Below are 22,512 nucleotides of genomic sequence, written 5' to 3'. Positions count from 1 at the left end.
CCGCTACAAGCCATGCATTAATTGGCTCAAAAAAAGCCCCCACTGCTGCCGTGCCCGATTCTGCTGCTCATCCTCAGGCTCATCTGTTCCAGGTTCGTCACCCGGAATGGGCCGCCAACGCTACGATTTACGAAGTAAACCTGCGCAATTACACCCCGGAGGGCACTTTTCGGGCTTTTGAAGCCCACTTGCCACGACTTGCGGCGATGGGTGTAAGCATCGTGTGGCTGATGCCGATTCACCCGATTGGGGAAGTGGAGCGCAAGGGCAGCTTGGGCAGCCAGTACGCCGTGCGCGACTATTTTGGTGTGAATCCGGAGTTCGGAACGCTCGACGATTTGCGCCACCTTGTCCAAACTGCTCACGACCTGGGCCTGCGCGTGCTGCTCGATTGGGTAGCCAACCACACGAGCTGGGACAACCCGCTCGTAACCGAACACCCCGACTGGTACCAGCATGACGCCCTGGGCAACCTGGTGCCGCCCGTAGCCGACTGGACCGATGTGGTAGCATTCGACTACACCCACCCCGAACTGCGCCGCTACATGACGGACGCCCTGCTTTACTGGGTGCGCGAGGCAGACATTGATGGCTACCGCTGCGACGTGGCCGGCCTCGTACCCACCGATTTCTGGGATGAAGCCCGCGTGGAGCTGGATGCGGTGAAGCCCCTGTTTATGCTGGCCGAATGGGACGAGCTGTATCCGTCTGGGGGGCTTTCCTGGGAAGAATTTAACAGCGACACCAAGCTGCTGGAAAAGGCTTTCAACATGAGCTTTGGCCTGCGTCTGCACTACCTGCTCGACCACATTGCCGAAGGCAAGCAGCCGCTTAATGCTATTGATGACTACCTAGCTGCCGAGCGAGCCAAATATCCGCCCTCAGTGTACCTGATGCACTTTACCAGCAACCACGATGTGAACAGTTGGGACGGCACTGAGTATGAGCGTCTGGGGCCGATGGCGCTGCCCTTCGCCGTGCTCACGGTGCTTTTACCTGGCATGCCATTGCTTTATACTGGTCAGGAAGCGGCCCTAAACCGGCGGCTGGCCTTCTTCGATAAAGACACGATTGACTGGCAGGACTTTCCACTGCAGGATTTCTACGCTCGACTGTTGCAACTCAAACTTCGGCACCCAGCCCTGCGCAACGGCGACGCCGCCAGTCACTTCCAGCGCCTCCCCAGCTCTGACGACCTCTATGGCTTTTGGCGCCACAAAGAAGGGCAAGCCGTGCTCTGCGTTATCAACCGTGCCGCTACTCCTCAGATGCTGCCGCTGCCTAGTGAAGTAGCAGGCACCTGGACCGACATTTTCAACGACACTACACTTACCCTGGCGGCGAGCGAAGGCTTACTTGTACCAGGCCACGGGTGGCGCGTAATACAGAAATCCTAGTCTAGTTCAGCGTAGGTCTATTGCTGCCAGCCAGGGCCATACAGAATTTGTCCCCCACGGGCTCCCGTATGGCGTCCATCGCGCAGGGTGAGGCGGCCATTTACCAGCACGTATTGCATACCTACGGAGTACTGGTGAGGCTTTTCGAAGGTAGACCGGTCAGCTACGGTAGCCGGATCGAAGACTACAATATCAGCCACAAAGCCGGGCCGTAGTAAGCCTCTGTTAGTGAAGCCAAATGTTTGGGCGGGCAGGCTGGTCATGCGGCGGATGGCTTCTTCCAGCGTCAAAACGTGCTTTTCACGCACGTAATAACCTAGCACGCGGGCGTTGGAGCCGTAGCCGCGGGGATGCGGTACGCCCTGCTGCCACACCCGAATGCTGGCGTCGGACGCCACCATATTTTGCGGGTAGCGCATGATGTTTTGCACGTCCGTTTCGCTCATGCCATGAAACACCATGCCCGCATCATATTGCAGCACTAGGTCGAGGATGGTAGCGGCCTCGGCGCGGGCCTTGTGACGGCCGCCGCGCATGCGGTTGATTTCCTCAATGCTGCGGCCGTTGTAACTAGTATCGGGCGGAAAACTAGCCACTACGGCGTAGCTAAAGTGCTTGAGCTTGCGGCGGCGCAGCCGGTCTACCATACTAGCTTCCACGGCCTTGCGCACCGCGGGGCGGGCCAGCCGAACGCGCAGAGAGTCGCGGCCATCGGCCTGCACGTCGTCGGGGAGCAGCGTGCTTAGGGAAGTGGAGCTGGCAGTGTAAGGGTACTGGTCGATGGTGACTTGCTGGCCAGCCTGGCGGGCATCCTCAATTAGCGTGAGCAGGTCGGCAGTACGTCCCCAGTTTTGTTGACCACCCAGCTTCAGATGAGAAATTTGGACGGGCAGCCCAGCCTCGCGCCCGATGCGCAACGCTTCCCGGATAGAGAAGGTGACGCTGTCGGATTCGTTGCGCATGTGGGTAGCGTAGAGGCCCTGACGACGGCCCGCTACCCGCGCCAAGCGAACTAGCTCAGGCGTCCGTGAATAAGTGCCGGGAATGTAAATCAGCCCCGACGATAATCCCACCGCACCGGCCAGCATGGCGCTGTCTACCAAGCTTTCCATGCGCTGTAGCTCAGCTTCAGTGGGCGTGCGCTGCGCCCGGCCCATCACAGCCTTGCGGACGGTGCCATGGCCAATCAACGATGCGACATTCACCGACAATCTTAGGCTGTCCAGCGTTTGAAAATAGCCCCCCAGTGGCAACCGCGAGGAGCCACAGTTGCCGGTTACCACGGTCGTTACGCCATCGTAGATAAAGTTATCGGCGGTGGGCTGGCGCACCTCGTCGTCTTCGATGTGGGTGTGCACATCAATAAAACCCGGCGCCACGGCCAGGCCCTTCGCATCCAGCACGGTATCGGCCGGGTAGTTGACTGGAAGTCGGCCTACGGCTACGATGCGGCCCGCCCGGATGGCTACGTCGCCCAAGGTCCAGGTATTGCCGGTACCGTCGTAGAGGCGGCCATTGCGGATAAGAATATCAGCTTTCTGGATTTGGGCCGAGGTGATTTGAGCCAATAGCAGCAGGACAAACAGCAGGATGTAGCGCATAGCGGCTAAGGTAGCGGAAGTGGCACTTTTGCTCCCCAAAATTTTGGGCTGCACACTACCTAAAGAGTATTTAGTTTTTCATCCTGCAATACAGATAGCCCCCTATCAACACGATGCCTCCTTCATAAAGCCCTGACCGCTAAAGTCACGGTAGCTTTATAAAGGAGGCATTATCATTCTCACCTTCTGCGGAACGAAGGAGAGAGGAACAAACAGATAGGTAGCTACTGACTTCGTTAGGGTTTTAGAATAGCTAGGGCTACCAAGTGATAGGAGCATCAGGTGGCCCAATATCTATCCCCGGCTCCGCCTCAACGGCCGCGACGCCAGGCAGCTTCCGTAGGCGGGCGGCCACGTCGTCGTTTGCGGTTCCGGTCACGCAGCCAATTACGTCCAGCACCTGATCGACATCAAATCCTGTTTCGCGTAGATGCTTTGTTACCTCAGACAGAGGCTTTTCACCAGACATGGTGACTGTCCATCGTTTTTTTGCAGCCATATAGAAGCTTCCTGTTAGTAGCATAGCCACCAGCTACGGTCAGCCGGTGGCTATGCTAGTTAAGTTACGTATTTAATCTCAGCCGCTGCTTCAGGGAGCCTGTACTAAGCCGGCACCGACCCGTGCTGTGGAGAATGGCAGGCGTTTGGCTGACGCCTGCAGCCGCCGCCACAAGGTAAGGCCCCGCATGTTTGGTGATGTCTCGGCCCATAATGCCGCACAACCGGCTACGTGTGGAGTAGCCATGCTGGTACCACTCATGGTAGTATACCGGCGTGGCATAGGCGCTGACGAGAACACATCGCGACCAGGAGCAGCAATATCAACTTTACCAAAGTTGGAGAATGAAGATGGCGACAGACTCATATCGAGCGAGGCTACCGACATAATTGTGGGTGAGTTAGCGGGGTAGCCAGTAGGGCCGCTGCTATTCCCTGCGGCAGCAATGATAAGACACCCATTATTCAGGGCAGCCTGGCCCGCGGCCGTGTAGGCAGCCTGTACACCTCCCGTGCCGCCTAGCGACATCGAAATTACGGGGCAGCGGTTGGCAATGGCCCAGTTCATGCCCGCCAGCACACTTCCACCAACACTTGACCCGGTATTGCTCAGCACTTTGCCTGCAAAGATGGAGGACCGGTACCCAATACCGTAGCGTGGAGTGGTACCCGCCGGCGATTTGGGTCCGCACGCGGTGCCAATACAATGCGTACCATGGCTATGCAGGTCTTGCACTGGCTGGCCCACGAAGGTTGCGCCAATGATAGGGCGTCCCACGAAGTCTGGATGCCCAATGTTAAAGCCCGTATCCAGCACTGCTACCCGTATGCCAAGGCCACTGCGCAGACTGGGGGGCACTTTGCATACGTTCAGTCCCCAGGTGGCACCCAGCACCATGGTTTCTTCGTCCAGTTCATCTACCTCCGTGTAGCCCTTGCCATGTTGCAGGTGCTTTGTGATAGTATCAGTAGCTTCCAGAAACCCCCGCAGATACTCATTAACCCCGCCGCCATTTGAGCCGTTGCCATTAGTTTTGGTAGCAGACAGGTACGCTGCCTCTCTGAAAAACTGTTCGGCGAACACGAAATGCTCAGGCTCAATGATTTCAATGGGGCTATCACTGGCAATTTCCATCTGCGCGCCCATACTCCGCTCCTGCGCGGCATTTCCGCCAATAAGTGCCACCCCAATTTCCGGAAACACAACGGCGTCGGCGTCGCCAATATTTTCCAGGGTAGCCGCCTGCCCATCAAAATCGCGGGCATCGGCCACCCGCATGCCCTGGGTACCGAGGGACTGTAGGCCCTGGTCGCCGGCGCCATCTTTGAAGGTGACTAGGTAGCGGCCCGTTTCAAAACTATCGTCGCCGCGCTCAAGGGCCGCCAGCAGTAGCTCATCCACAGATGAGGAGGCATTCGTGTTTCCTGCGCTATTCGCAGAACCATTCTTATTCTTTGCCATGATTGATAAAGTCGTAACTCGTATTACGTTGGTTTAATGGTATTTATGCAGAAGCCGCTACATCGTTCGACACGACTTCTCATGCCCGTAGCTCTCCGCGCCGTTGGCGCACTGTAAGCCCGGTTCCGACTAGCTGAGGGAGAGTTGCCCTACGCTTTAGCGCGGCAGGCAGCCTTTAGAGTGAAGCATATTAGGGGTCCATGGCATTGGGTTGTGAGTAGGAAGAGTTGCCAATAGGATGTGTTCGTAGTGAGCGCTCGCACATTTTTTTAGTCCCGGCTGAAGATGGGGTATCTGCCACCTATCTAGAAGCATGCTTTTATCTTAATAGTCTATTTATCAATATTTTATGTATGAAAGCAAATTGATGGCCGTTACCATCTTTGCTAGTACCATTTGATATCAGCCAGCGCTCTGAGGTGCGGACGCGGCGTGGCTACCCCGATACTGCGAGCCACATGTTTGCTGAGGCCGTCAGCCCGTTTGAGTATTTCAGGAAACCGGAATTCGCAGCGGCCTTCTACTTCTCCTAGCTTGACCTGATACACTCGAAACTGCTCCAGATCAATGGATTCGAGCCCTTCAATATTTTGAGTGAGCAAGAATGCCTGGGCCCGTAGCTTGCCGCTCACCATGTAAGCCAGCACCTTATAGAACTCGCGAGGTATTAGCACTCCGCGATATGTGCGGTCTTCATCGTGGAAGATTGGACCGCTAAACACGCTTACCCGCAGGTTCTGCACATGTACTTGGGCAAACAAGGCGTTTTCCAGCTTACCCCAAATACCACCCTGACTGCTTTGATTAAAGTTTTCAATCTGCGGCGTGATGTTGGTGAAATAGAACGACTCCCGATTGGCCTGCTGGGCCTCTGTTTCGCTGCCCCAGCATAAATCGGCGCGCCGGGCCAGGTGGCCGCGGTCGAGGCGATTGCCCGCATAAAGTTTGTCGGTCACCTGATACTTGGGGTCAACGTCCGGGTCGAGCCCAAAGTCAATGCCGTTGCCGTTGATGCGGCGCATTTGCCCCCCATTAATATTCCACCCCACCCACATCGCAAAACGTCGCTCGGCATGCATGACCACCGAATAATGCGTGTGGCGTATCACTTCGGTACCGCCAGCCGCGCCCACGGCATTGTTGCGCCCCGCCACGGTAAGCTTAGGTTCGGACACGGTGGGTCCCAAAAACTTTGCGTCATAGCCGTGCGCTAGCTGATTCTCTACTGTTTGCTGAAGTAGCGTGGGCGCGCTGAGGCTGATTTCCATTTTCTCAAACACCGACTTGGCGTAGCAAGCCAACGCCTGCTCATGAAGGGAGCCGGCCGTTTCGCCCGCGAAATGCAGCCCCGCCATGATGCGCGTAGTGCGTCCGCTGTCCGATTTAAATAGCCAGACCGCACCCGAGTCTCCGCCCTTACTTATCTCTCCATCAGCGGGCAAGTGGGCCGGATCGGGGCCGATTTCAAAGCACCCTATGGCTTGATTGCCCACAAGCCCGCCGTAATTGATGCGGGCAATGGTATGTATGCGCGTGACCACCCCCTGCGTTACACCCGTGGTACGACCACTTTTGATCACCGTATCTCCCAGTTCCGGCTCGCCTATCTCGTCGATGGCTACGTCCAGATCAAGAATATCAGCCTGAAAGTTGCGGCCCTCGATGGAGGCTATCGCGCAATCGCCGGCGGCCCCTAGGTGCGAGCGCACCAACTTACCCAGCCGGTTCTGCGCCACCCGGTTATCATCGTAAAGCCCAGGCTGCACTACTTCATCACCAATTTGTCCCCCAGGGCCGTGTAGCACGTGCCAGTTGCTGAGAATATAGGGCGCCCCGCTGTGCTGGTCATATACAATGCACCCGATGGTGCCGGCCATGCCTTTGGCGTGGCTTACGCTTATGCCGGGCACGATGGGGTTGACGCGCTGCTTGCGCGGACTGGTTAACGCAATTGGTACGCGCCGATAAGCGGGCTGGTAGCTCCGCTCAATTACATCAGTGGGTACTTCCTGGCCGTCGATCAGAAAGCATTTGGGGATTTTTTTCGTGTTCAATCTCTCTAGAATCACATCAGGCCCAGTCTTTTGCTCCACCGTAAACTGAATAGAAATCGTATCCGTGGTCTTACCATCCTGTTGCTTGTACCCGATACCCACGGAAGTAATGTTTGGGTCAGCAAGGAAATCTGCCCCGCGAGTACGCACAAATTTCTTGAGTTTATCCATGAAGTCATCCTTCACCGCTTGGGGGAACTGGATGCCTTACCATGTGGAGTTGCCATGATACCAACGACTAGTAAACAATGACTTGCATCTAAATCAGCCACTAATGTTTAGTCACTAAGCAGCTGTTCGCGCTTGCATCAAACGCCTAAACACAGGACTCAGCAAGCAGCCCCAAAACCTCAGTGGCTACAATAGTTCTGACGTAGGAATGCTGCCCAACTAACCTTACGCCAGGCCAAAGGCACACTTGACAAGATTGGGCAGTACTGATCAGAGATTTTCTTGCTTCGCTACGGAGACGTGGAGTCCGTACTTACTGAACAGATAGCCTACTTCATCCTCACCTGGCAATATGTTGCCAAGACCTACTACTGCAGCGCGCCGCTGAGTGTCCGTTGATAGGTGTGTGGTAGACTAGCGGGTATAATCTCCTAGTCTACTAGTTGGTGGATCTAGTGAACAATAATACACATTATTACAATATATAACAAATATAATAATATATATTATTATATCATGAATTTATAACCTTACCAGTAGCTAATACCTGCCGTGGCAAATAGTAGCAACGTGGGACTTGTAGGAACAAATGCGGCAGTTACAGTTGTAAATTCTATAGAAGGCGATTAAAGACCAGATCGTTGATTTGTGCGGTAACTGCCCGAGTTTGTGTCTTACCTGGCTAGTGTACCATAGTTATCTTTGCACTATCAAATTATTCATAATCAACTTATTATGAAACCCATTGATTCTTCGACCTTAGCCCTCTTGGATTTGCGCTGCCCCCGGTGCCACCAGGGTAAGTTGTTCTCCTACCCTGCTTACAACCTCACGAAGTATGCAGTAATGCCCGAGCGATGCCCCGTGTGCGAGGTAGTCTACGAGCCCGAGCCCGGCTTCTACTGGGGGGCAATGTTCGTGAGCTACGCTTTTTCGGTAGCGTGTTTTGCCGTAGGCGGCGTAGCAACCTACTACCTGTTCAATGATCCGGCGGTGTGGGTATACGTGCTGATGGTCACTGGTTTCGTTTTGGTCACGGCCCCGATTACGTTGCGCTATTCCCGGGCTATTATGCTCTATCTGTTCGGCTTCATTCCCTACGATCCGAAATACAATGACGGCCGACCAGCAGATTCTGGCCCGCAGCCTAGCCCACGAAAAAGCCCCCTAAAAGCCATAGCTTAACTTTTCTGCGCTCCTGGCCCGTACAGGCTGGCAGATTTTTTTATGATGGCACTAGGCAAAAAGAGTCGAACACGGAGGCGGCACGCAGAAGTGAACGTTGCGTAGCTTGCGCGGACAAGTCAGGGCCTGGATAGCGGCGCTGGCCCGCTCCTATGAAAGCTCCGTCACTGCCTGTTTTGGCTCTTGCTGCGTTTCCGTCGCATCACCAGCATCTCTATTACATTCAGCAGCTAGAGGTGCACGTAGCGCAGTTTCCGCATGTACAGGAGCCGCATGCTCACGACTTTTACTTGCTACTCTACGTTACGCACGGCCACGGCACGCATACCATCGACCTGATTACCTACGACTTGCAACAGGGCAGCTTATTCTTCCTGACACCGGGGCAGGTCCACTCGTGGTCATTGTCGGCTGATACGCGCGGGTTCATTCTGTTTTTCAGCGAGGCATTTTATCTTCAGCAATACCCGGCTGGCAGATTGGCGGAGTACCCTTTTTTTAATCTCAGCAATGCTCCGGTCATTTCCGCAATGCCCTCCGAAAACAGGTTACTGCCGTTGCTGATGGGCATTTTTGAAGAGAACAATATAACTCATCCCGCCCCCAATCGTGACAACGTCGTGGGAGCTTATCTTTTCCTGTATCTGGAACTCGCGGCCCGTTGGTATCCGCACGAGCCCGCTCTTCAACCTGCTTATGGTCAGCAGCATATACGGGAGTTTGGGCGGCTGCTTAATCGGCATTTTCGCACCGAGAAAACGGTAGGCTACTATGCTGAGCGACTATCCCTGACGGGCAACCATCTAAATGCTATCTGTCGGCGCTTGCTCAACAAAACGGCCAGTGACCTGATTCATGAACGAGTAGTGGCCGAGGCCAAGCGTCAACTAAAGCACTCTGCATATTCTGTTGCGCAGGTAGCCGACGCGCTAGGTTTTGAAGACGCCTCCTACTTTACTCGCTACTTTAAAAAGTACACAGGTCAAACGCCCGAGGCCTTTCGGCAGCAGCAGAGCTCTATTTACTGAAGCAACGTCTTGATATCACAAGATAAAAGGCTCGAAAAAGCTCCTCGGGGGCTTTTTCGAGCCTTTATTAAGTCAACAGATTTTTCTAAATCTTCTCCGGTAGCAGGGTGGCCTCTTCGTAATTTCCCAATACCGGCTGACCGAGGTTGCCTACTGTCACGGCTTCAACCAACAATTTGCCCCCCACGAAGGCGCCCTTCCAACTTTCACCCAATCCGCCGAATACTTCTTCCCGGTCGCCGCGGGAGCGCAGCTTGTTGAGGCCCACTTTAAAGGCCCGCACTTCTTTGGCCGTACGGCGGGCTAGCTTCTCATCGTCGGAGGCAATGGCGGCCACCAGCGCGCCGTTGCTGATATTCATTTCGCCTACTAGCTCCTCCACCCTATCAACGAGCACAATGCTGTCGATGGGCCGAACGGCTCTTTGAAGTAAAGCTCGCTTTGGCGGGGCAAGTTGACGAGGGCGCGGGGCGCCACGTAGGCCGAGCGGTCTTGGCCGGGCAGGAACAGGCTGTCATCGAGCCTGCCTTCGTAGATGGGCGTAGCACCGGTTTGAAGGGCATTTTTGTACAGCCGGTCCAGATCTTGGGCCTGCTGGGCGTGAATAACGGGGCCAAAGGCTAAATCGGGCAGCTTGTCGTCGGCGTTATCGACCAAGGTTGGGTTGCCCACTTTCAGGCTGCGGATGGCGCTCTGGTAGGTTTCGAGGAACTGCGGAAACAGGCGGCGCTCCACCACGAAACGCACGTAGGCCGTGCAGCGCTGCTTGCCGTAGTCGTAGCCTTTTTTGAGCTGATCGGCCATGCTGTTCCAATCGCTATAATCCCAGATGCCGTAGGTGTTCACGCCCTCCATTTCTAGCATGTAGCGCTTGTGGTGGGCGCTCAGGGCGTCGGCAATGTTGCGCCCGTTGTAGCGGCCACCCACGAAGCTGAGGCAGTCAATGGCATCGTGCTTCACGAGGACGTCGCTCAATTCGCCCCCCGGACCACTCACCAGCGTAACCGGTAAGCCGCAGCGGCGGGCAATAGCGAAAGTGAGGCTCAGGGAGATAAAACCACCATCCGTTGGCGTCTTGGCAATCACGGAGTTGCCGCAAAGCACCTGCACCAGCACCGCGTGCAGCAGCACCGACATGGGGTAGTTCCAGGAGGCAATGTTGCTCACCAACCCCAGCGGCTTGCGCTGGCCCAGCATATCCTCAATATTATCAACGTACCACTGCACGCCCTCAATGGCCCGGTCGATGTCGGTGAAACCTAGCTTATAGGTTTTCCCAATCTCCCAGATGAGCAGCTTGCCCACCAGATCTACCTGGTCGCGGAGCTGATTGAGACAGTCCTGCACCCGGCTTTTACGCTCATCGAGGTCGGTGGCGGCCCAGTCGGCGGCTTCCTGCTTGGCGAAGATGACTGCCCGCAGCCCGGTGTCGTGGTCGAGCATGGGCAGGGAGCCAAGGTCGGTGCCATCCACTGGCGACGTGAATTTGCGGGGCTTGCCGGGCTCCTGCCAGCGGCCTTCCATCAGGTTCAGAAACTGACCATCCGGGGTCAGGATTTCGGGAGTGACGCTTTTAACCTGGCTCAGCAAGTGGCTGAACTCGACCTGGGGGCAATTATTTTGGGCATAGTGCAGAAAAGAGCCGGTTGTGAGGTTGGAGTCAACGCGGCTCTCGAAAGAAAGAGTAGAGGTTTAGGTTAGAACAGTAAAGCGGCTACGCTTTGACAGCCACAGGCTTCAGATTGGTAAGGTCGGCAATACGAATGGGTTGACCGCTGGCTATGCTTTTGCGAGCTGCCACCCCTACCAGAATAGCCATGGCCCCGTCGCGGCTGCCGGCAGCTTGGCGGTAGGTGTCGGGGGCTTCGGGGTGGCGGAAAATCTGGGCCCGCAGCAGTTTGTCGCCGCCGCCGTGGCCTTCGGCCTGAGGCACTTGGAAGTACTCCACCTTCCCGAAGTTTCGAGAAAGCATAATCTCGTCGTAGGGCTCCTTTTTCATGGCACCCGACTCTTTTATCCAAGCGTCGATGCGGCCTTTGGTGCCGTTGAAAGCAATGCGGTAGCCCTCATAAGGCGAATAAGCGGTAAGCGAGTAGCTTACCTGCACCCCGTTGGCGTAGCCGATGGTGGCAGCCATCTTATCATAGATGTTTACGTCTTCCTTGTACACACAACCGTCGCGGTGGTAACCGTCGTACTGCTCGTTGGCGGCATACAAAGCCATCAAGCGAGCATCTTTGGTCATATCCCAGTAGTAGGGGCACTTGTCTTTGTGCGGGCAGGGGCGACAGTTGGTAAAGCGGAACGGGCCGTTTTTACCGTAGTTTTCCAAGGCACCTTTGGCGTACACCGTCTCGGGCTCCGATTCCAGCCACCAGTTCAGCAAGTCGAAGTGGTGACTGGCTTTATGCACCCACAGCGAGCCGCTTTTTTCGGTGAGACGGTGCCAGCGGCGGAAGTAGTCAGCGCCGTGGCGGTTGTCGAGGTACCAGTGAAAATCGACGGACGTCACCTCCCCTATTTCGCCCTGCCGAATCAGGTCGTACATCTTCTGACGATGGGGCGAGTAGCGGTAGTTAAACGTAACCGTCACCTTCTTGCCGGTCCGCTTTTCCGCGTCCAGAATCGCCTGGCACTTGGTTTCGTCGGTGGTCATGGGCTTCTCCGATACGATGTTGGCGCCCATTTCCATGCCCTTGATAATGAACTCATCGTGGGTATTATCCACGGTGGTCACGATCAGGATTTCGGGCTTGGTTTTGCGCATCATCTGTTCGAAATCGGTGAAGGTGGGGCAGTTTACGCCCATTATCTTCTTCGCCGTTTCGAGGCGGCCTTTGTTCGAGTCGCACAGGCCAACGAACTCAATCACATCTCCATGCTCGGCCAGCAAATCCTTGCCGTACATGTCGGTACCACGGTGTCCCGTACCCACCATGGCCACGCGGCGCTTAGCCTTCGGCGCACCTAATACAGTAAGCGGCAGCGGCGTGAGCAGGCCCGCCGTAGCTAGCATCGACTTTTGTAAAAATTCCCGGCGGGAAGCATCGCTCGTATTCGCATTCATAGGAAGAAATACTAGAAGTTGAAGGGAGAGAATGTCAATTCTCAAACACTATGCAGATCGGAGGCGGCCTCGTAGGCCGGGGCCGTTACGGGCTCCACGTTGCCCGCTATTAGTTCGGCCACTAACTCGGGCGAGCCAATAAAGAGCGGGGAGCGTTGGTGATAATCGGTGGGCTCGAGGTCGAGAATTGCTTGCTTACCACAAGAAGCTAAGCCGCCGGCTTGCTCAATGATGAAGGCCAGCGGATAGCCTTCATAGAGCAGGCGTAGCTTGCCTTGGGGTGCTTTTTTGTTGGGTGGGTACAAATAAATGCCCCCCGTAAACAGATTGCGGTGGTAGTCGGCGACCAGGGAGCCCACGTAGCGCCCCGACATTGTGCGGCGCTTGCAGCTCAGCAGGAACTTGCGCACGTACTCGGGGTACTCAAACCAATAGCCTTCGTTGCAAGAGAATACGGGGCCGCTAGCGGGGATGCGGATATTGGGATGGGAGAGGAAAAACTCACCCAGCGACGGCTCATAGGTGAAGCCCGCCACCCCGTGCCCGGTGGTATATACGAGCATGGTACTGGAGCCGTACAGAATGTAGCCCGCCGCCACCTGCTTGCGCCCGCCCTGCAAGAAATCGGCGCGCGTGGCCTCGGTTCCTATCGGTGACACGCGCCGATAAATGCTGAACAGCGTGCCAATACTAATATTCACGTCGATATTCGACGAGCCATCCAGCGGGTCGATGGCCACCACGTAGCGGCCTTCGGGGTTGCCGGTTTGAATAATATCCTCGTTCTCCTCTGATAGTACCGCGCACGCCTCCTTCCCATTGGTGAGGGCCCGAATAAAGCGGATATTGGCTTCTACATCCAGTTTTTGCTGCTGCTCCCCCTGTACATTTTGCCCCCCAAACGTCCCGACAATACTGGTAAGGCCCGCGCGGTTTACCTCACGGTTCACGATTTTGCCCGCTAAGGCAATATCACGCAGCAGCTGCGACAGCTCACCGGTTGCGAAAGCAAACTCGGACTGATTGCGCATGATATAACGATCGAGCGTGGTGCCAACGGGCTGGGCTAGGTTGTTTTCGTGAGCGGGATTCATAGGAGTAGGATAAATGAGGAGCAGAGAATTCGTGACGTAAGGCCAGAAGATGTATGTCTGGAAACAGCATCTTCCGATTAAGAAGAAGCTACTTTGTCATGCAGGGATTATGGAAAGACACATCATTTTGTGTCTTTCTTGTGCGCCGTTGGGGTATGGCGCAACGACTAGCTATATATTGTTATGCTTGTGGCTTAGCTCTTAACGTCTGCCTGCTTTTGGGCCTGCCAAAGCACCACCTGCCAGCCTTTTTTGGGGTCTTTCACCTGCACCACCACATACTTCATGCGGGCTAGATTAGGCTGTCCACTGGGGCTGGGCGGCGAGGTGATGACGATGGTACCGTTTACCACGGCCGTCAGGCCGTCGTTGTAGACGCGTACGTTCAGCGCTTCCACATCTATCTTATCATACACACTTTTGCCGTCGCGAATACTTTGGATGTAGGTGGCTTTGTTATCCTGTTTGCCACTACCGTGGGTGTACACCAAATCTTCGCTAAAGTACTTATCGAGCAGGGCGTAATCCTTCTTCACCTGGGCCGCAAAGCGCTGACGCTCTAATGTTTCCACCTCCTTCGCGGCATCCATATTTTTTTTGTTTTGGGCGAAGCTGAGCACCGGCAGCACCAATAACAGGAGCGCCAGGAGCAGGAAATGTTTTTGCATAACACAGGAAGAGTTAGAGTGCGAAATGACAGCGCAGCCGCGTGCGTTTAGCTACTTAGTCGAGGGAAATTTGCTTCATGCGAGGCGCCAGAAAGTGCATAAGCACCCAGGCCAGCAGATACGCGCCGCCGCAAATCAGGAACATGATGAAGTAGGCCTTGTCCAGCTGATTGATGCTCTCGTAGTACACAAACATCTGCTTCTGCACCAACGCCGTTAGCAAAATGCCACCCAGACCACCCGCCATACCGCCGATGCCCGTAACCGAAGCCACAGCCCGCTTGGGGAACATATCCGATACAGTAGTGAAAATATTAGCGCTCCAGGCCTGATGCGCCGCCGCCGCGATACCGATTACCAATACCGCCAGCCACATATCAATTCGCCCGAGGTACTGGGCAAATACAATCGGGAATACGCACAGCGCGATGAGCAGCATGGAGGTTTTGCGGGCTTTGAAAGCGGGCATTCCGTGCTTGATAAAGTTCAGGGGAATCCAGCCGCCGCCCACGCTCCCGATGCTCGACAGCACATACACCGCCGCCACGGGCAAGGCCACATCGGTGCCTTTCAAACCGTACTGCTTGTTCAAGAAATCGGGCAACCAGAAGAGGTAGAACCACCACACCGGATCAGTCAGAAACTTGCCCAGCACGAAGGCCCAGGTTTGACGAAAAGTCAGCAGCTTAAACCAAGAAACCTTGGGTTCAGTCGTAATCGAGGCCGCCGCCATATCGTCTACGTCGCTGTGGATATAGTCGAATTCAGCTTTGGTCAGGCGCGCTTGCTTAGCAGGTACTTCGTAGTAAATAAACCATAAGGCAAGCCACACAAAACCGAAAGCGCCAGTGATAATGAAAGCCCATTTCCAGCCGATTGTCTCAGCAATAAGTGGCACGGTAAGCGGGGCAATGATAGCGCCCACGTTGGAGCCCGAGTTGAAGATACCGGTTGCTAATGCCCGTTCTTTTTGTGGAAACCATTCGGCCGTCGTCTTGATGGCGGCCGGGAAGTTGCCAGCCTCGGTTACACCCAAGAAAGCCCGCGCCACGCTAAAGCCTATCGTACTGCTGACAAAGGCGTGGCCAATAGCGGCCAAGCTCCACAGAAAAGTAGATAACGCGTAGCCAATCTTGGTGCCTAGCGCATCAATGATGCGACCCGCCCCCAGCATACCCAGCGAATAAGCTACTTTGAAGGCGATTTCAATGTTGGCGTAGTCGCCCGAATTCCAATTAAACTCCGTCTCCAGGTAAGGTTTCAGCAGCGAAATAACGGCCCGGTCGAGGTAGTTGACCGTAGTGGCGAAAAACACCAGCGCGCAGATGGTCCACCGATACTTGCTCATCTTCTCAGAGGCAGTATGCAGAGTGCCGGGCGGCGATTGAGTGGGAGAAGGTATCATCGATTGTGGGAATAAAAGTCAGAGCAGTATTCGTAAGCAAAACGACGACGCGAACGACGCGCCACCCGGGCAACGCTACTTTTTCAAGGTATCTACAAACTTTAGCAAGTCGGCAATTTGACGGCTTAACGCTTCGGTATAATCGGCATTTTTAAAGAGCTGCGAACCCATTCCAACAACATTTACGCCGGCGCCAAACCACTCCTGCAAGCTTTCCGTTGTGGGCTCCACGCCGCCAGTCACCATTATCTTCACCGTCGGCATCGGCCCGCGCAAGCTCTTGATATAGCCCGGCCCTACCACGTTGCCCGGAAATACTTTCACGAGCTTAGCTCCTAGCTGGGTAGCGTTATAGATTTCATTCAAGGTCATGGCACCGGGCAGCCAGGGCACATCGTGCTGCTGGCACACCGCCGCCACGGATTCCGTCGTGACGGGCTGCACCACAAAATCAGCGCCGGCGGCAATGAAGCGTTCCGCTTCTTCGGCTTGATAAATAGTGCCGATTCCCAGCAACATATCGGGGCAGGTGTCGCGCACAAAAGTCACCAGCTCAGCAAAAACCTGGGGGCTTTTTCGCCGCGGTTGGTAAACTCGAATACCCGCAGTCCACCGTCGTAGCAAGCCTGCATAATACGCTTCGCGTAGGCAGCCTCAGCGTGGTAAAAAACCGGCACAATGGGATGGCGCAGAACGGTTTCGAGAATATAGTCAGCGGAAAAACGAGGCATCGAGATAAGCTGTAACGTGAACCGAAGAATGACGCAGTCAAGCTTCAGCTTCGTGAATTGTGGAATGATGAGCGTTGGGGGCTTTTTTTACAACACCCCATCGATTCGCGAAGCGGGAGCTTCGCGGTACTTTTTCTGACTACCGCACTAAGCGGCCAGTCGTATTTCCTTGCAGCACGTGCTCCACTTCGGCTACCGTCACCAAGTTCACGTCGCCGTGAATCGTGTGTTTGAGGGCCGAAGCCACCACGGCGAAGTGCAGCGCCTCCTGCGGCGTCGCGTAGGTTAAAGTGCCATAAATAAAGCCCCCAGAAACGCGTCGCCGCCACCAATGCGGTCGACCACGGGCGTGATGTCGTAGTAGGGCGTTTCAGAATAAGCGCCGTCAAACAGCTGACCCTTAATGCGCTCGTGAGAGGCACTCTGGGTTTTGCGACGCGTGCTGATTACTTGTTTGATTTGCGGAAACCGAGTCATCAGCTGCTCGCTGATGGAAGCAAACTTGTTTTCTACACCCGCCACGGGGCGAATTCCGAATAAGTCGTCGGCGTCATTCTCGGAGCATACCACCACGTCGCAACCAGCTACGAGGTCCGGCATTACATCCTGAGCGCGCTGCCCGTATTGCCACAGGTTGCGGCGGTAGTTCACATCAGCCGATACGGTAAGGCCCATGCGGCGCGCTGCCTGAATACCTTCGCCGATGGCCTGCGCCGCCGCAGCTGAAATAGCGGGCGTAATACCCGTCCAGTGCAGCCATTGGGCATTTTTCAGAATCTCATCCCAATCAAAAGCGGCCGGATCAAGGTTAGCGAAGGATGAATCGGCGCGGTCGTACACCACTTTGCTGGCCCGCATGGAGGCGCCTACTTCCAGGAAGTAAAGCCCCAGCCGCTTGCCGCTGTACACCGTGTGGCTCATATCCATGCCCAGGCGCTGGAAGCTTTGCGTGGCGGCCTGGCCAAGCTCATTGGCCGGAAAGCAGGTGACGTGCGCGGCGGGTATGCCTAGTCCAGCTAGGGCTGCGCCTACGTTAGCCTCGCCCCCACCGTACGTCGCCTCGAAGCTAGCCGCTTGCGTAAACCGGTAGTTCAGAGGCGGCGAAAGCCGCAACATAATCTCGCCAAAGGTGACAACCTGTTTCATCGGGAAGGTAAGAATGCTGAAGAAAAGCGAAGCTGATTTGCTGGTAATTTAAAGCCCACTCCGCTTCTCCTCCTTTCGGGGTACAAGCAAGATGGGCAATGACTGCGGCTACACCTTCATGTACTCACCTGAGGCAGCAGTTGGTGCCGCCTGAGCTACTGCGTCAAAGCCGAAATATTGCTTGGCGTTGTAGTAGCAGATGTTCTCCACAATGCACCCCAGTAGCTCCATATCGTCGGGCAGCTCGCCGTTTTCCACGTCGTTGCCCAGCAGGTTGCAGAGCACGCGCCGGAAATACTCGTGGCGTGGGTAGGAAAGGAAGCTGCGCGAGTCGGTGAGCATGCCCACAAACTTGCTGATAAGGCCCATATTCGAGAGGGCGTTAATCTGCTTCTCCATGCCGTCTTTCTGGTCCAGGAACCACCAGCCAGAGCCCCACTGCACTTTACCGGCCACCGTGCCATCCTGGAAGTTACCAATCATGGTCGCCATCAGCTCGTTATCGGCGGGGTTGAGGTTGTAGAGGATGGTTTTGGCCAGCTGATCCGACGAATCGAGGCGGTCGAGGAAGGTAGATAGGGCGCGGCCCTGCGGGAAGTCACCAATAGAATCCCAGCCCGTATCGGGGCCAAGCTGGCGCAGCATCCGCGCGTTGTTGTTGCGCAGGGCGCCCACGTGAAACTGCTGGGTCCAGCCACGGGCGTGGTCCATGCGGGCCAGCTCCAGCAGTAGCTCCGACTTCAGCGCTTCGGTGTCTTCCTGAGTTAATTTTTGCCCCCCACGCACGTGCGCGAAGGCATTTGCGACTTGCTCCGCAGAGTAGTCAGAAGCGTACAGACGCTCCAAGCCGTGGTCGGAAAGGCGGCAGCCCTGAGCGTGGAAGAAATCGTGGCGACGGCGCAGCGCTTCCAGCAGATCGTCGTAGGTAGCAATCGTAATGTCAGCCGCTGCTCCCAGCTTATCCAAGTAGCTGTTGTATGCCGAAACATCTTCCGGCGACATAGCTTTATCGGGGCGGAAAGTAGGCAGGATTTGCACCCCAAATGGCTGGGCGGCAATGGCCTGATGATACTCCAGCGAATCGGCCGGATCATCCGTCGTACACACCACTTTCACCTGCATTTTGAGCAGCAAGTTCTTTACCGAATACTCCGGTGTGCGTAGCTTCTCGTTGCAGGCGTCGTAGATGCGGCGGGCGCTGTCCTTATTCAGCAATTCCGTGATGCCGAAGTAGCGCTGCAACTCCAGGTGCGTCCAGTGGTACAGCGGATTTCGCACGGTCTGCGGTACGGTCTCGGCCCACTTCTCAAACTTCTCCCAATCCGACGCATCACCCGTCACGTAGCGCTCATTTACCCCATTAGTACGCATGGCGCGCCACTTATAATGGTCGCCGTACAGCCAGATTTGGGTGATGTTTTCGAACTGCCGATCCTCCGCAATCTGGTCGGGGGGCAAATGGCAATGATAATCGATGATGGGCATCTGCTTCGCAAACTCATGGTAGAGTTGCTGGGCCGTTTCCGTTTGCAACAGGAAATCGTCGTTGAGAAAGGGCTTTTTCATGGTTGGTACCTGTGAAGTAGCGTGCAAATTTTGATTAGTGAACGTAGCTCCCCTCCTCAGCTGAGGAGGGGATGCCGTGCCGAAGGCGCGGCTGGGGTGGTTGAGGTCGTTGTTTAGTTGAAGGATGCGTGTGGGGGCTTTTTTTAAATCCTTTTTAAACAACTAAACAACATCAGCAACGAGGTCAACCACCCCAGCGGCGCCGTTGGCGCCGCGTACCCTCCTCAGCTGAGGAGGGGAGTTGTCGTTCTTATTTATTAGAGCGAAACGCCGCGTTTCCACGGAATAAAATCGGTTTGTCCGTGGCGCACGGCAGCAACTTCTTCCCCGCTAGCCACCCGAACCACATAATCGAGAATGCGCTCGGCAGCCTGCTCAATAGTTTCCTCACCGTCGATGACGGTGCCGGTGTTCACATCTATGATATCGGGCATGCGCTTGGCCAGTGCCGTGTTGGTCGCAATCTTCACAACGGGCGCAATCGGGTTGCCAGTAGGCGTACCCAAGCCAGTCGTGAACAGCACCACATTGGCACCCGAGCCGACCTCAGCCGTGGTCGATTCCACGTCGTTACCGGGTGTGCACAGCAGGTTCAATCCAGGCTTTGTTACGGGTTCGGGGTAGTCGAGCACCGCCACTACCGGCGAGCTGCCACCCTTGCGCGCTGCACCCGCCGACTTCATGGCATCGGTAATCAAACCATCCCGAATGTTACCGGGCGAAGGGTTCATATCAAAGCCTGAGCCCACCGCAATAGCACTGTCTCCGTACGCTTTCATCAGTTGGCTAAAGCGCTCAGCCGTAGCGTTATCTACTGACCGATTCACCAATTCTTGCTCGACGCCGCACAGCTCCGGAAACTCCGCCAGGATAACCGAGCCACCCAGCGCCACCACCATATCCGACACGTAGCCGACGGCTGGATTAGCCGAAATACCAGAGAATCCATCAGAGCCGCCGCATTCCAAACCGATGTTCAGCTTGCTCAGCGGCGCGGGCTGGCGCCGCATCTGATTGGCCTGCATCAAGCCCGCAAATGTCTGCCGCAAAGCCATGCTAATCATTGCTTCTTCCGTCCCGATTTTCTGCTGCTCCAGAATGAACAGCGGCTTATCAAAGTTGGGGCTGCGCTTGTTGATTTCGTCCTGCAGCATAGTCACCTGCGCGTTCTGGCAACCTAGACTCAGCACCGTAGCACCCGCCACATTCGGATGTGTGATATAGCCGGCCAGCAGTCCGCAAAGTGTCTGCGCATCCTGGCGAATACCGCCGCAGCCGCCCTCGTGGCTCAGAAACCGAATGCCATCTACGTTTGGGAATAGCCGGTTTGGACCTTGGGGGGCATTTTCGTCGCTGTGCAGGTCAGTTTGCAGAATTTCCTCCACCGACTTCCCCGCCTGCATCAACGAAATCAGTGCCTGCGTTTGGGGCTGGTAGCTTTTGCGGCGGGCATAGCCCAGGTCGGTTACCAAGGCTTCTTCTAGCACCTGCACGTTGCGGTTTTCGCAGAATACCAGCGGAATAACCAGCCAGTAATTGGCCGTACCCACGCGCCCATCGCTGCGATGGTAGCCCATGAAGGTGCGGTCTTGCCAACGGGTTACATCGGGGGCCGTCCAGGGGGCTTTTTCGTGTTGGTGTTCGTCGTAGCTGTCGGTGGCGTGCTGAATATTGCTAGTCGTGAGCAAGCCGCCGGCCGGTATCGACTGACGGACTTTGCCCACCAGCACTCCGTACATGGTTATTAAATCGCCGGGCTCGAAGTCGCGGGTGGCCAGCTTGTGCTTGGCCGGAATGCGAGCCGTCGTGGTTATGGTCATTCCATCCCACGGTACGGGCGTGCCTTCTGGCAAATCAACCAGGGCTACCAATACGTTATCATCGGGATGAATTCGGGCTACCTGATGCTTCATTTGACTAAGGTGGCTTTTTTATTTAAATGCTTTGCTACCGTGGCCGCAACGCCGGTTTCCAGCATTTGCTGAAGATTGTCGCTTACGCGCTTGGCAAAGCCTGGTAACTGGCTGAGGTCGTGGCCCCAAAGCGTTTGATTTTGTAGAACAATGTTCGTCAGATCGGACGCAGATAAGTTGCGGCTCCACAACTCAGCAAAGTAGCCGGCCTGATCATCGTTGATGGGATACTCGGTGCCGTTAGCCCTGCCGTACCATGTTTTCCCGTCCTGACGAGTGCCGCGCATAAATAGCAGATAGGCCGCAAACCCAAGCGCCACATAGTGCGGGGCCGTGTTGAACCGCTTGTAATAATGCAGCAAAGTGGGCACGTTGCGCATCTGCATTTTCATGGTGTACTGCATGGTAATAGCCAGCCACCGGTGCTCGATATAGGGGTTCCGAAAGCGGTCCAGCACTTGCAAACCAAAGCGCTGACCTACTTTCTCGTCCACGGCATACGGGATGCCCGGCAGCAAATCTCCTAACATCAGATTGTGCACAAAAGTGGCGACAGAATCATTCTCCATAGCCCCCGCACCGTCTCGCAGCCACTCAGATAAGCCAGGCCGCAGCTTAGCGTGTGCGTACCATTGAGCAAGCGCAGCTTCAACTCCCGAAACAGATTGATATCGGGCCGAATAAATATGCCCTTATCCGCTTGGTGGAAAGACAGAATTTCCTTCACCCGCTCGTCGCCCTCAATGGCCCACAGCAGGTATGCTTCTGTCATGGTCAAGAGCTCATCTTCGTAGCCAAGCTGCGTAGTCAGCGCCTGGTGGGTAGCGGCGTCGGGCTTTCCAGGCACAATTCGATCGACCAGGGAATTACAGCAGGTATTGGCCGTTTCCAGCCACTCAATAAACTCCGGTTCGAGGCCATTCCGATGAGCCAATTCCAAAAGAATCGCCTCTAGCTTACTGCCATTGTCCGGAATCAATTCCGTGGGTACAATGATTAGACCTTTGGATACATCACCATCAAAGGCCTGAAAACGAGCATACAGTACGGCTAACAGCTTGCCCGGAAACGAGTGCGGCGGCTCCTGCTGGATATCATCCGCCGTAAGCTGAATCCCTACTTCTGTCGTGTTGGAAATGACAACCTGTAGGTCGGGGCTAGCCGCAAAGTCAAGCACTTCCGCCCACTGGCTTTTCGCCGACAGCACCCGGCTGATGGACGCACACAGCACATTTTCCTCTATGGTCTGGCCATCTTCCACGCCCCGAATACCGACGGTGTAGAGGTTATCCTGACGCTCGAAAGCGGTCAGGTCGCCACCATCAGTTGATTTTACGACCACAATACGGCCATTAAAAACGCCTTGGCGGTTAGCTTTGTCAATAAGATAATCAGGCAGGCCCCGTAGCAAGACGCCGGTGCCAAATTGCAGCACTTTTTCGGGCAATTCCAGCAGAGCAGCAGTGGGTCGGAGCACGGGTGCCTCAGTGTCTGTCAAGGCTACAGCGCGAGATAAATTTTTCATA

General features: G+C 55.4%; 18 protein-coding genes and 1 pseudogene. 3 read left to right on the top strand and 16 right to left on the bottom strand.

Annotated elements, in window-relative coordinates; genetic code table 11:
* Window positions 1-50: 50 nt before the first annotated feature.
* Window positions 51-1,397 carry an alpha-amylase family glycosyl hydrolase gene (locus tag EPD59_RS08725; RefSeq protein ID WP_205703505.1) on the top strand — a complete coding sequence of 449 codons (1,347 nt, stop codon included), beginning with the start codon at window positions 51-53 and terminating at the stop codon, window positions 1,395-1,397.
* 17 nt (window positions 1,398-1,414) lie between these two features.
* Here EPD59_RS08725 and EPD59_RS08720 read toward each other — a convergent pair whose 3' ends face one another.
* The 4 genes from EPD59_RS08720 to EPD59_RS08705 all read right to left on the bottom strand — a co-directional run bounded on the left by EPD59_RS08720 (window position 1,415) and on the right by EPD59_RS08705 (window position 7,183).
* The gene (locus EPD59_RS08720) at window positions 1,415-2,998 is read right to left on the bottom strand and encodes an N-acyl-D-amino-acid deacylase family protein (protein WP_133272441.1); all 1,584 of its coding nucleotides are present in this window, start codon (window positions 2,996-2,998) and stop codon (window positions 1,415-1,417) included.
* A 259-nt stretch (window positions 2,999-3,257) separates the two neighbouring features.
* On the bottom strand, window positions 3,258-3,497 hold the full coding sequence (locus tag EPD59_RS08715) for a hypothetical protein (protein WP_165963524.1): 240 nt from the start codon (window positions 3,495-3,497) through the stop codon (window positions 3,258-3,260).
* A gap of 90 nt (window positions 3,498-3,587) precedes the next feature.
* A complete protein-coding gene (locus EPD59_RS08710; RefSeq protein ID WP_133272439.1) occupies window positions 3,588-4,958 on the bottom strand; it encodes a S8 family serine peptidase in 1,371 nt (456 codons plus the stop codon).
* 386 nt (window positions 4,959-5,344) lie between these two features.
* On the bottom strand, window positions 5,345-7,183 hold the full coding sequence (locus EPD59_RS08705; protein ID WP_133272438.1) for a DNA/RNA non-specific endonuclease: 1,839 nt from the start codon (window positions 7,181-7,183) through the stop codon (window positions 5,345-5,347).
* Window positions 7,184-7,918: 735 nt separating this feature from the next.
* Between EPD59_RS08705 and EPD59_RS08700 the strand changes: the two genes are divergently transcribed.
* Together EPD59_RS08700 and EPD59_RS08695 are read left to right on the top strand one after the other, a co-directional pair.
* Window positions 7,919-8,368 carry a DUF983 domain-containing protein gene (locus EPD59_RS08700; RefSeq protein ID WP_240731682.1) on the top strand — a complete coding sequence of 150 codons (450 nt, stop codon included), beginning with the start codon at window positions 7,919-7,921 and terminating at the stop codon, window positions 8,366-8,368.
* A 152-nt stretch (window positions 8,369-8,520) separates the two neighbouring features.
* The gene (locus tag EPD59_RS08695) at window positions 8,521-9,396 is read left to right on the top strand and encodes an AraC family transcriptional regulator (RefSeq protein WP_133272437.1); all 876 of its coding nucleotides are present in this window, start codon (window positions 8,521-8,523) and stop codon (window positions 9,394-9,396) included.
* Between the two features lie 85 nt (window positions 9,397-9,481).
* Here the strand turns inward: EPD59_RS08695 and EPD59_RS08690 are convergent.
* The 12 genes and pseudogenes from EPD59_RS08690 to EPD59_RS08645 all read right to left on the bottom strand — a co-directional run bounded on the left by EPD59_RS08690 (window position 9,482) and on the right by EPD59_RS08645 (window position 22,511).
* A pseudogene (locus EPD59_RS08690) lies at window positions 9,482-10,839 on the bottom strand (aldehyde dehydrogenase family protein).
* A 271-nt stretch (window positions 10,840-11,110) separates the two neighbouring features.
* Window positions 11,111-12,463: a Gfo/Idh/MocA family oxidoreductase gene (locus EPD59_RS08685; protein ID WP_133272436.1), complete on the bottom strand. Its 1,353-nt coding sequence runs from the start codon at window positions 12,461-12,463 to the stop codon at window positions 11,111-11,113.
* A gap of 41 nt (window positions 12,464-12,504) precedes the next feature.
* The gene (gene fbp, locus EPD59_RS08680; protein WP_133272435.1) at window positions 12,505-13,557 is read right to left on the bottom strand and encodes a class 1 fructose-bisphosphatase; all 1,053 of its coding nucleotides are present in this window, start codon (window positions 13,555-13,557) and stop codon (window positions 12,505-12,507) included.
* 194 nt (window positions 13,558-13,751) lie between these two features.
* Window positions 13,752-14,225, bottom strand: coding sequence for a nuclear transport factor 2 family protein (locus EPD59_RS08675; protein ID WP_240731681.1), 474 nt, complete (start codon window positions 14,223-14,225; stop codon window positions 13,752-13,754).
* A 55-nt stretch (window positions 14,226-14,280) separates the two neighbouring features.
* On the bottom strand, window positions 14,281-15,630 hold the full coding sequence (locus EPD59_RS08670) for an MFS transporter (RefSeq protein ID WP_133272434.1): 1,350 nt from the start codon (window positions 15,628-15,630) through the stop codon (window positions 14,281-14,283).
* Window positions 15,631-15,705: 75 nt separating this feature from the next.
* A complete protein-coding gene (locus EPD59_RS08665; RefSeq protein ID WP_317128497.1) occupies window positions 15,706-16,149 on the bottom strand; it encodes a beta/alpha barrel domain-containing protein in 444 nt (147 codons plus the stop codon).
* Between the two features lie 26 nt (window positions 16,150-16,175).
* On the bottom strand, window positions 16,176-16,361 hold the full coding sequence (locus EPD59_RS23640; protein WP_317128496.1) for a beta/alpha barrel domain-containing protein: 186 nt from the start codon (window positions 16,359-16,361) through the stop codon (window positions 16,176-16,178).
* A 285-nt stretch (window positions 16,362-16,646) separates the two neighbouring features.
* Window positions 16,647-17,507, bottom strand: a complete 861-nt coding sequence (locus tag EPD59_RS08660; RefSeq protein WP_240731680.1) for a sugar kinase — start codon at window positions 17,505-17,507, stop codon at window positions 16,647-16,649.
* Window positions 17,508-17,615: 108 nt separating this feature from the next.
* Entirely contained in the window at window positions 17,616-19,073 is a 1,458-nt protein-coding gene (uxaC, locus tag EPD59_RS08655; RefSeq protein WP_133272433.1) for a glucuronate isomerase, read from the bottom strand.
* Window positions 19,074-19,330: 257 nt separating this feature from the next.
* Window positions 19,331-20,986 (bottom strand): UxaA family hydrolase, encoded by a 1,656-nt coding sequence (locus tag EPD59_RS08650; RefSeq protein WP_133272432.1) that lies wholly within the window; start codon window positions 20,984-20,986, stop codon window positions 19,331-19,333.
* On the bottom strand, window positions 20,983-21,528 hold the full coding sequence (locus EPD59_RS23635; RefSeq protein WP_317128495.1) for a mannitol dehydrogenase family protein: 546 nt from the start codon (window positions 21,526-21,528) through the stop codon (window positions 20,983-20,985). The genes EPD59_RS08650 and EPD59_RS23635 overlap by 4 nt, the downstream gene beginning before the upstream one ends.
* Window positions 21,516-22,511, bottom strand: a complete 996-nt coding sequence (locus EPD59_RS08645) for a tagaturonate reductase (RefSeq protein ID WP_317128494.1) — start codon at window positions 22,509-22,511, stop codon at window positions 21,516-21,518. Before EPD59_RS08645 ends, EPD59_RS23635 begins: the two co-directional genes overlap by 13 nt.
* Window position 22,512 lies beyond the last annotated feature (1 nt).

Source organism: Hymenobacter radiodurans, from assembly GCF_004355185.1.
Classification (GTDB): domain Bacteria; phylum Bacteroidota; class Bacteroidia; order Cytophagales; family Hymenobacteraceae; genus Hymenobacter; species Hymenobacter radiodurans.
The sequence above is the reverse complement of the archived record's forward strand: the minus strand, read 5'-3'. Positions and strand labels throughout refer to the sequence as shown.